Genomic DNA, 7,268 nt, shown 5'->3' with positions numbered 1-7,268 from the left:
TTGGATATGCTGGCCTCTTCGCGGGCAGCTAGTCCCGGGATTGGCACTCGCTGAAGATCAAAACTGTGGGAGCGAGCCTGCTCGCGAAGGCGGTGGGTCAGCCAACATCTCTGTTGGATATGCTGGCCTCTTCGCGGGCAGCTAGTCCCGGGATTGGCACTCGCTGAAGATCAAAACTGTGGGAGCGAGCTTGCTCGCGAAGGCGGTCTGTCTGCCAACATCTCTGTTGGATATGCCGGCCTCTTCGCGGGCAAGCCCGCTCCCACAATATGTTTACTGTATTCAAAACAGTTCGCTGAAGGGTATGAACCTCGCTGTATCACCCTCGCCCAGCGTGCAACCTTCCGGCACTTCCACCAGTCCATCGGCCCAGGATGCCCCCAGCAAAACACCTGAGCTCTGGTTCGGATACAACACCGCTCGACCGTCTTCGAGTTTCGCCCGCAGGTACTCGCGGCGGCTCCCGGGTTTGGGCCAGGCAAAGCCGACGCTGACCGGGAAGCTCAACGGCTCGACCTCTTCCACGCCCTGAATCCGCAACAGATAAGCCCGGGCCAACAGGCCGAAAGTGACCAACGCCGATGTCGGATTACCCGGCAGGCCAATCACCGGCACGCGGCCGAAGTGGCCCACGGTCAATGGCTTGCCGGGTTTGATCGAGAGTTTCCACAGCAACGGCTTGCCGCACTCGCGCAGTACCTGGCCGAGGCAGTCGGCGTCACCGGCGGACACACCGCCCGTGCTGAGCATCAGGTCTGCCGTGTGTTGCAGCTGTTCGAGCTTGAGTCGCGTCTGGCGTGGTTCGTCGGGAAGAATGCCGGCATCGATGACCTCGCAACCCAACGCATTCAACCAATGGCTCAACAATGTCCGGTTGCTGTTGTAGAGGCTGCCGGGCTTGAGGGGATTGCCCGGCTCGACCAGCTCATCGCCGGTGGACAGCAACGCCACCCGAGGTCGGCGCACCACCTGCACATGGGTGCAGCCCTGCGCCGCCGCGACCGCCAGTTCGAACGGACCGAGACGCTTGCCGGCGCGCAGCAGCACATCGCCGACGCGGTTCTCCTGGCCTTGCGGGCGGATGTTGCTGCCGGCGCTCAGGGGTTGCTTGAAGCGGATGCGTCCATCATCCAGTACCTGCGTGTTCTCCTGCATCTCCACGCAGTCGGCACCCGGCGGAACCGGTGCGCCGGTGAAGATGCGCGCGCAGGTTCCCGGTGCCAGGGCTTCGGGGGCCTGACCGGCAAACACTTGCTGCGACACAGCCAGCGGTGCCCCGTCCCAACCCTCGACATTCAGGGCATAGCCATCCATGGCGCTGTTGGACCACGGCGGCAGATCGAGGGTCGCCAGCAGGTCATTGGCCAATACCCGTTGCCGCGCGGCATCGAGCGGCACGGCTTCGCTGCCATCAATCCACTGCGCCTCGGCCATTGTCAGTAAACGGTCGATGGCGTCCTCTACCGGCATCAAGGGTGAAGCGCTCATCCGCGCGTCCCGCAGGCTTGCACAGGCTTGAGGTGCGGCACGAAATTGCACGGCCGGTGGCGCGCGTCGAGCTGCTCGGCAAGGATGCCTTCCCACGCGGTGCGGCAGGCGCCCGTGGAACCCGGCAGGCAGCAGACCAGTGTGCCATTGGCCAACCCGGCCAGCGCCCGGCTCTGCACAGTTGAGGTGCCGATATCGAGGATCGAAATCGCCCGGAACAGCTCACCGAAGCCATCGATCTGTTTATCCAGCAAGCAGGCGACTGCCTCGGGGGTGCTGTCGCGGCGGGTGAACCCGGTGCCGCCCGTGATCAGCACCACCTGGATGCCGTCGTCGGCGATCCAGTTCGCCACCTGTGCGCGGATCTTGTACGGGTCATCCTTGAGCAGGTTGCGCTCGCTGAGGGTGTGACCGGCTTCCAGCAAACGGCTGACAAGTAATTGGCCGGAAGTGTCATTGGCATATTCACGGGTATCGCTGACGGTCAGTACGGCAATATTCAAAGGGATAAACAACGTATCCGGCTTGACGCTCATGGAGTTCTCCGGCAGATATAAGTTAAATGACTTCCGGAGACTAATTCGATAAATAAATCCGTGTCTAATCACTCTAATCAACCAGACTATCGAGCCAATCTATCAATATAAAAACAGCAGAAACCACAGCAATGATAGAGCCCGTCGATAACCTCTTAGATAGCAGTGATTGGACGCATACCAAAGACAATGAGATCGTCCGCACCTCACGTTTTCCGCCTCGCCTTGTGTCTTGCACACCCGCGTCAATACTTAACCCTTCACTCCCCCGCCAGCAGGTGCCGTCATGGACATCAAACAACTCAAGTTCCTGATCGCCCTGGAGCAGACCCGACACTTCGGCCAGGCGGCCGCGCGCTGCCACATCACCCAGCCCACGCTGTCGATGCGCCTGCGCAACCTGGAGGATGAACTGGACCTGGTACTGGTCACCCGGGGCCAGCGCTTCGAGGGTTTTACCGAGGCCGGCGAGCGTGTACTGGCCTGGGCCAGGACCCTGCTGGCCGCCCACGACGGGCTCTTCGCCGAGGCCGCCGCGTGCCGGGGCCAGCTCGTGGGTAACCTGCGCCTGGGGCTGGTGCCGCTCAGCAGCTTCAACCCAGTCACCTACATCCAGGGCCTGTCCCGCAGTTTTCCGGAGCTCAAGTACAGCCTGTCGTCCCTGAGTTCCGACCAGATCATCGAGGGCCTGGGCAACAATCAGCTGGACTTGGGCGTGTGCTACCTCGATCACGTCAATCCGAATTATTTCGAGTTTTTCGAGATCGGCGAAACCCGCGTAGGCCTGCTGTACGACACCCGCCACTTCCATTTCGACGGCACGCAAATGAGCTGGGAGGACGCCGCCGAACTGCCGCTGGGGATGCTCAGCAACGGCATGCACTACCGCAAATCCATCGACCTGAGCTTTCGCAGCCGCGGACTGGACCCGCAGCCGATCCTGGAAAGCGATTCGACCTACCAGTTGCTACAGGCGATCCACGAAGGTTTCTGCTGCGCGATCATGCCGCTGGACAGTGGCCTGGAAGAGCCCATCGAACACCTGTCGTTCATCGAATTGCCCGATGCCAGCGTGCTTGCGCCCCTGGGCCTGGTGATGCGCAAGACCGAGCCACGTTCGGCGATTGCCGAGAAGTGTTTCGCCGAAGCGCGAACGCTATTCAGCCGCACCGACTGAGCAACTTTCGGCTTTATAAAACCGAAACACAGATGTTTGCCCGGCGTGATAGACATCACCAATCGGCGCATCGGAACAAGCGATTGGACGCTTTGAAAAGTTACCCGTAGCCTGAACTTAATTCAACGCTTCGAGGTTCTTTTCATGTTGTGCAAAGTTGAACAAGCCGAATATCGAAGCGACACTAACGCCCCTGCACCCAAACCCTTGAGTGTGAACTTTCGCGAATACGACAACGCCGTATCAGTCTGTCAGGCGGCGCTGGCCGCAGAGATCGCATTGGCAATCACCTACAACGGTTTGAGCCAGGCCGTGATGATGGTGTCGCCGGGCAACCTCGAAGATTTCATCCGTGGTTTCAGCGTCAGCAACGACATCGTTGAGGACCAGAATGAAATCTACGACCTGCGCCTGACCCACTTCGACCAGGCCGTACAAGCCGACGTGCAGATCTCCAGTCGCGCGTTCTGGGCGCTGAAGAACCATCGTCGGCAAATGGCGGGCACCAGTGGCTGCGGGCTGTGCGGTGTGGAAGCGCTGGAGCAGGCCTTGCCGAAACTGGAGATTCTCGAGCCGGTCGCCCTGCCGCCCGCCGAGCATTTCATCGACATCCGCCACCGCATCGAACAGGCCCAACAAATGGCCCGCAGCAGCGGCGCGCTGCACGCAGCGTTGTACTTCGACAGCGAAGGCAACGCGCTGATCTGCCGCGAAGACATTGGCCGCCACAACGCGCTGGACAAGTTGATCGGTGCCCTGCAACACGCCGGCATCGACAGCCGCAGCGGCTTCACCGTGGTCACCAGCCGTTGCAGTCTGGAGCTGATCCACAAGGCCGTCAGGGCCAGGCTCGGCACGCTGGTCAGCCTGTCGGCGCCCACCGCCCTGACCGTGCAATGGGCGATCAGGCATCGCCTCAACCTGATTCACGTCCCCCACCGCAACGCGCCACGCATTTACAGCCCGGCATGATGCCTTCACCTGATCACCGCGCCGGCAAGCGCAGGAACCTCCCATGACAGACATTTCAAATGCATCGCCCAACGGCCTGACCCACCTCGACAACCAGGGTCGCGCCAACATGGTCGATGTCAGCGAAAAACCCCCGACGCAACGTGAAGCACGGGCCCAGGCCTGGGTGCGGATGCGCCCGGAAACCCTGAAGCTGATTCAAAGCGACGGCCACCCCAAGGGCGATGTATTTGCCGTGGCGCGGATCGCCGGAATCATGGCAGCGAAAAAGACCCATGAGCTGATCCCGCTGTGCCACACCCTGTTGCTCAGTTCGATCCATGTCGAACTCAAGGCCTGCACACCGGACAGCGTGAAGATCCTCGGCACCTGCCGCGTCGAGGGCCAGACCGGGGTCGAGCTCGAAGCCCTGACCGCCGTCAGTGTGGCGGCCCTGACCCTCTACGACATGTGCAAGGCCGTGGACCGGGGCATGGTCATCGACGACATCCGCCTGCTCAGTAAACAGGGTGGCCGCTCCGGTCATTTCAAGTTCGAGGACGCACAATGATCCTGATCAATTACTTCGCCCGTTACCGCGAGCAGCTCAACCTGGGCGGTGAAAAACTGCCCCTGACCGACAGCCTCAGGACCATCGAAGACGTGCGCCGCTTGCTGATGGCTCGCGGCGAGCTGTGGCGCCAGGTGCTCGGTGAAAACAACCTGATGTGCGCGCTGAACCAGGAGCTGTGCCATCCGGACCGGGTGATCGAGGACTTTGACGAGATCGCCTTTTTTCCACCGGTCACCGGGGGCTGAGACATGACGGTTCGGGTCCAGCGTGAAGTGTTCGACGTCGGTCGGCTGATCGCCAGCCTGCAGGCCAACGATCCGGGCGTGGGGGCCATGGTCAACTTCGTCGGCTACGTGCGCGACATCAATCAGGGTGAGGCGGTCGCCGGGTTGTTTCTGGAGCACTACCCGGGCATGACCGAACGCTCGCTGCAGAAGATCATCGACAACGCCCGGGCTCGATGGCCTCTGCGGGCCGTAGAGGTCGTGCATCGGATCGGCCCGTTGTCGATCAGCGAGCCGATCGTGTTTGTCGGCGTCAGCAGCCCGCATCGCCAGGCCGCTTTCGAGGCCTGTGCGTTCATCATGGACTACCTGAAGACCGACGCGCCGTTCTGGAAGCGCGAAGACGTGGCGGGCGGCGCACGCTGGGTCGACGCCCGGGACAGCGACCGATCCGCTGTCGAGCGCTGGGCATAGGCGCAGCAACAGGTGGCTATCCAACACGCTCGCGCGTAGCTACAGTCACGGGCTCAACGTTTCCCTGCACAAGGAACCCGCGCTTGAGCCCCACGCCCTCCCCGATCCCGCAACAGGCTGTGCCCCAGCCCCGGACCATCAGCCTGCGCGAAGCCTTCCTGTTCTGGCTCAAGCTTGGTTTCATCAGTTTCGGCGGGCCGGCCGGGCAGATTTCGATCATGCATCAGGAACTGGTCGAACGCCGGCGCTGGATCTCCGAGCGACGCTTTCTGCACGCCCTCAACTACTGCATGTTGCTGCCCGGGCCCGAGGCTCAGCAGTTGGCGACCTACATCGGCTGGCTGATGCACCGGACCTGGGGCGGCGTGATCGCTGGTGTGCTGTTTGTGCTGCCGTCGTTGTTCGTCCTGATTGCCCTGTCCTGGGTGTACATCGCCTTTGGTGACGTGCCCGTGGTCGCCGGACTGTTTTACGGGATCAAGCCGGCGGTCACGGCCATCGTGGTGCAGGCGGCTCACCGGATCGGCACGCGGGCGCTGAAGAATGCCTGGTTGTGGGGCATCGCCGCCGCGTCCTTCGTGGCCATCTTCGTAATCAATCTGCCGTTTCCGTTGATCGTGCTCGGGGCGGCGGTCATCGGTTACTTCGGCGGACGACTGGCACCGGAAAAATTCAGGACCGGTGGCCACAGCGCGGCGAAACAATCCTACGGCCCGGCGGTGATCGACGACGACACCCCGTCCCCTGAACACGCCCGGTTCAGCGGTTTGAAACTGGCGCGCCTGGCGGTGATCGGTGCGATTTTGTGGACACTGCCCATGGCCATGCTCACCGCCCTGTTCGGCTGGGAAGGCACGCTGACCCAGATGGCCTGGTTCTTCACCAAGGCGGCGCTGCTGACTTTTGGCGGTGCCTACGCGGTGCTGCCGTATGTGTACCAGGGCGCGGTCGGTCACTACGGATGGCTGACGCCGACGCAGATGATCGACGGCCTGGCGCTCGGCGAAACCACCCCAGGTCCGTTGATCATGGTCGTCGCCTTCGTCGGTTTTATCGGCGCCTATGTGCAGCAGGTCTTCGGCCCGGATCAAGCCTTTGTCGCCGGTGCCGTGGCCGCCACGCTGGTGACCTGGTTCACCTTCCTGCCTTCGTTCCTGTTCATCCTCGCCGGCGGGCCGCTGGTGGAATCGACGCACAACGAACTCACCTTCACCGCGCCGCTGACGGCCATTACGGCCGCCGTGGTGGGCGTGATTCTCAATCTGGCGTGCTTCTTTGCCTATCACGTGCTGTGGCCCACAGGCTTCGAAGGAACACTGGACTGGCCTTCGCTGCTGATCGCCATCGTGGCGGGCATTGCCTTGCTGCGGTTCAAGCGCGGGGTGATCGAGGTGCTGATCGGCTGCGGGCTGATCGGGCTGGTGGTGCACCTGATGTTCTGAATCAATTATTTACACGCGCCCCAATCCTCCCTAGTATCCAGCCATCCCCGGATGGCTTGTGCTACTCGCCACCGACGATTTCCGCCGCCGGAAACCTGCGCCATGCGTACTTTGCCGTCACTGCTGAACATTTCGATCCAGGCCACCTCGCTGTTGGCCACGGACGGCATTGCATGAAGCGCATCGTCAACCTGCCCATGGCCCTGCGCCGTTCCAAGTTGCGTCACTCCGCACGTCCGCCGGATAGCGCCCTGCTCGCCTGATCGGCGAGCCCTTTCCTTTCGCTATCCCGGTCCGCGTGAACCCTGCTCAGCCATACACAGAACCTGTGGGAGCGGGCTTGCTCGCGAAGGCGGACTGCCCGCCAACCAATCTCTCACAGGGAGTATGCAGTGTTCTGAC

General features: G+C 62.0%; 8 protein-coding genes. 6 read left to right on the top strand and 2 right to left on the bottom strand.

The features are described from left to right. Positions 1-282: 282 nt before the first annotated feature. Both AC3WN7_RS28365 and moaB read right to left on the bottom strand, forming a co-directional pair. Positions 283-1,488, bottom strand: coding sequence for a molybdopterin molybdotransferase MoeA (locus AC3WN7_RS28365; RefSeq protein WP_102675839.1), 1,206 nt, complete (start codon positions 1,486-1,488; stop codon positions 283-285). Further along, a complete protein-coding gene (gene moaB, locus AC3WN7_RS28360) occupies positions 1,485-2,024 on the bottom strand; it encodes a molybdenum cofactor biosynthesis protein B (RefSeq protein WP_102675838.1) in 540 nt (179 codons plus the stop codon). The genes AC3WN7_RS28365 and moaB overlap by 4 nt, the downstream gene beginning before the upstream one ends. Before the next feature lie 286 nt (positions 2,025-2,310). Between moaB and AC3WN7_RS28355 the strand changes: the two genes are divergently transcribed. The 6 genes from AC3WN7_RS28355 to chrA all read left to right on the top strand — a co-directional run bounded on the left by AC3WN7_RS28355 (position 2,311) and on the right by chrA (position 6,866). Further along, positions 2,311-3,201: a LysR family transcriptional regulator gene (locus AC3WN7_RS28355; protein ID WP_095967281.1), complete on the top strand. Its 891-nt coding sequence runs from the start codon at positions 2,311-2,313 to the stop codon at positions 3,199-3,201. 144 nt (positions 3,202-3,345) lie between these two features. Further along, positions 3,346-4,173, top strand: a complete 828-nt coding sequence (gene fdhD / locus AC3WN7_RS28350; RefSeq protein WP_102675837.1) for a formate dehydrogenase accessory sulfurtransferase FdhD — start codon at positions 3,346-3,348, stop codon at positions 4,171-4,173. Between the two features lie 43 nt (positions 4,174-4,216). Continuing rightward, on the top strand, positions 4,217-4,723 hold the full coding sequence (gene moaC / locus AC3WN7_RS28345) for a cyclic pyranopterin monophosphate synthase MoaC (RefSeq protein ID WP_102675836.1): 507 nt from the start codon (positions 4,217-4,219) through the stop codon (positions 4,721-4,723). Beyond that, a complete protein-coding gene (moaD, locus tag AC3WN7_RS28340; RefSeq protein ID WP_095967284.1) occupies positions 4,720-4,971 on the top strand; it encodes a molybdopterin converting factor subunit 1 in 252 nt (83 codons plus the stop codon). The genes moaC and moaD overlap by 4 nt, the downstream gene beginning before the upstream one ends. A gap of 3 nt (positions 4,972-4,974) precedes the next feature. Continuing rightward, entirely contained in the window at positions 4,975-5,424 is a 450-nt protein-coding gene (gene moaE, locus AC3WN7_RS28335; RefSeq protein WP_102675835.1) for a molybdopterin synthase catalytic subunit MoaE, read from the top strand. Between the two features lie 83 nt (positions 5,425-5,507). Then, positions 5,508-6,866, top strand: coding sequence for a chromate efflux transporter (gene chrA / locus AC3WN7_RS28330; protein WP_102675834.1), 1,359 nt, complete (start codon positions 5,508-5,510; stop codon positions 6,864-6,866). The last annotated feature ends 402 nt before the right edge of the window (positions 6,867-7,268 follow it).

The organism is Pseudomonas sp. FW305-70, from assembly GCF_058783925.1.
The sequence above is the reverse complement of the archived record's forward strand: the minus strand, read 5'-3'. Positions and strand labels throughout refer to the sequence as shown.

What these genes read in the sequence shown, in the direction of transcription:
- fdhD (WP_102675837.1), top strand. Translation starts at nt 3,346, where the DNA reads ATGTTGTGCAAAGTTGAACAAGCCGAATATCGAAGCGACACTAACGCC.
- AC3WN7_RS28365 (WP_102675839.1), bottom strand. Translation starts at nt 1,488, where the DNA reads ATGAGCGCTTCACCCTTGATGCCGGTAGAGGACGCCATCGACCGTTTA.
- moaE (WP_102675835.1), top strand. Translation starts at nt 4,975, where the DNA reads ATGACGGTTCGGGTCCAGCGTGAAGTGTTCGACGTCGGTCGGCTGATC.
- moaD (WP_095967284.1), top strand. Translation starts at nt 4,720, where the DNA reads ATGATCCTGATCAATTACTTCGCCCGTTACCGCGAGCAGCTCAACCTG.
- AC3WN7_RS28355 (WP_095967281.1), top strand. Translation starts at nt 2,311, where the DNA reads ATGGACATCAAACAACTCAAGTTCCTGATCGCCCTGGAGCAGACCCGA.
- moaC (WP_102675836.1), top strand. Translation starts at nt 4,217, where the DNA reads ATGACAGACATTTCAAATGCATCGCCCAACGGCCTGACCCACCTCGAC.
- moaB (WP_102675838.1), bottom strand. Translation starts at nt 2,024, where the DNA reads ATGAGCGTCAAGCCGGATACGTTGTTTATCCCTTTGAATATTGCCGTA.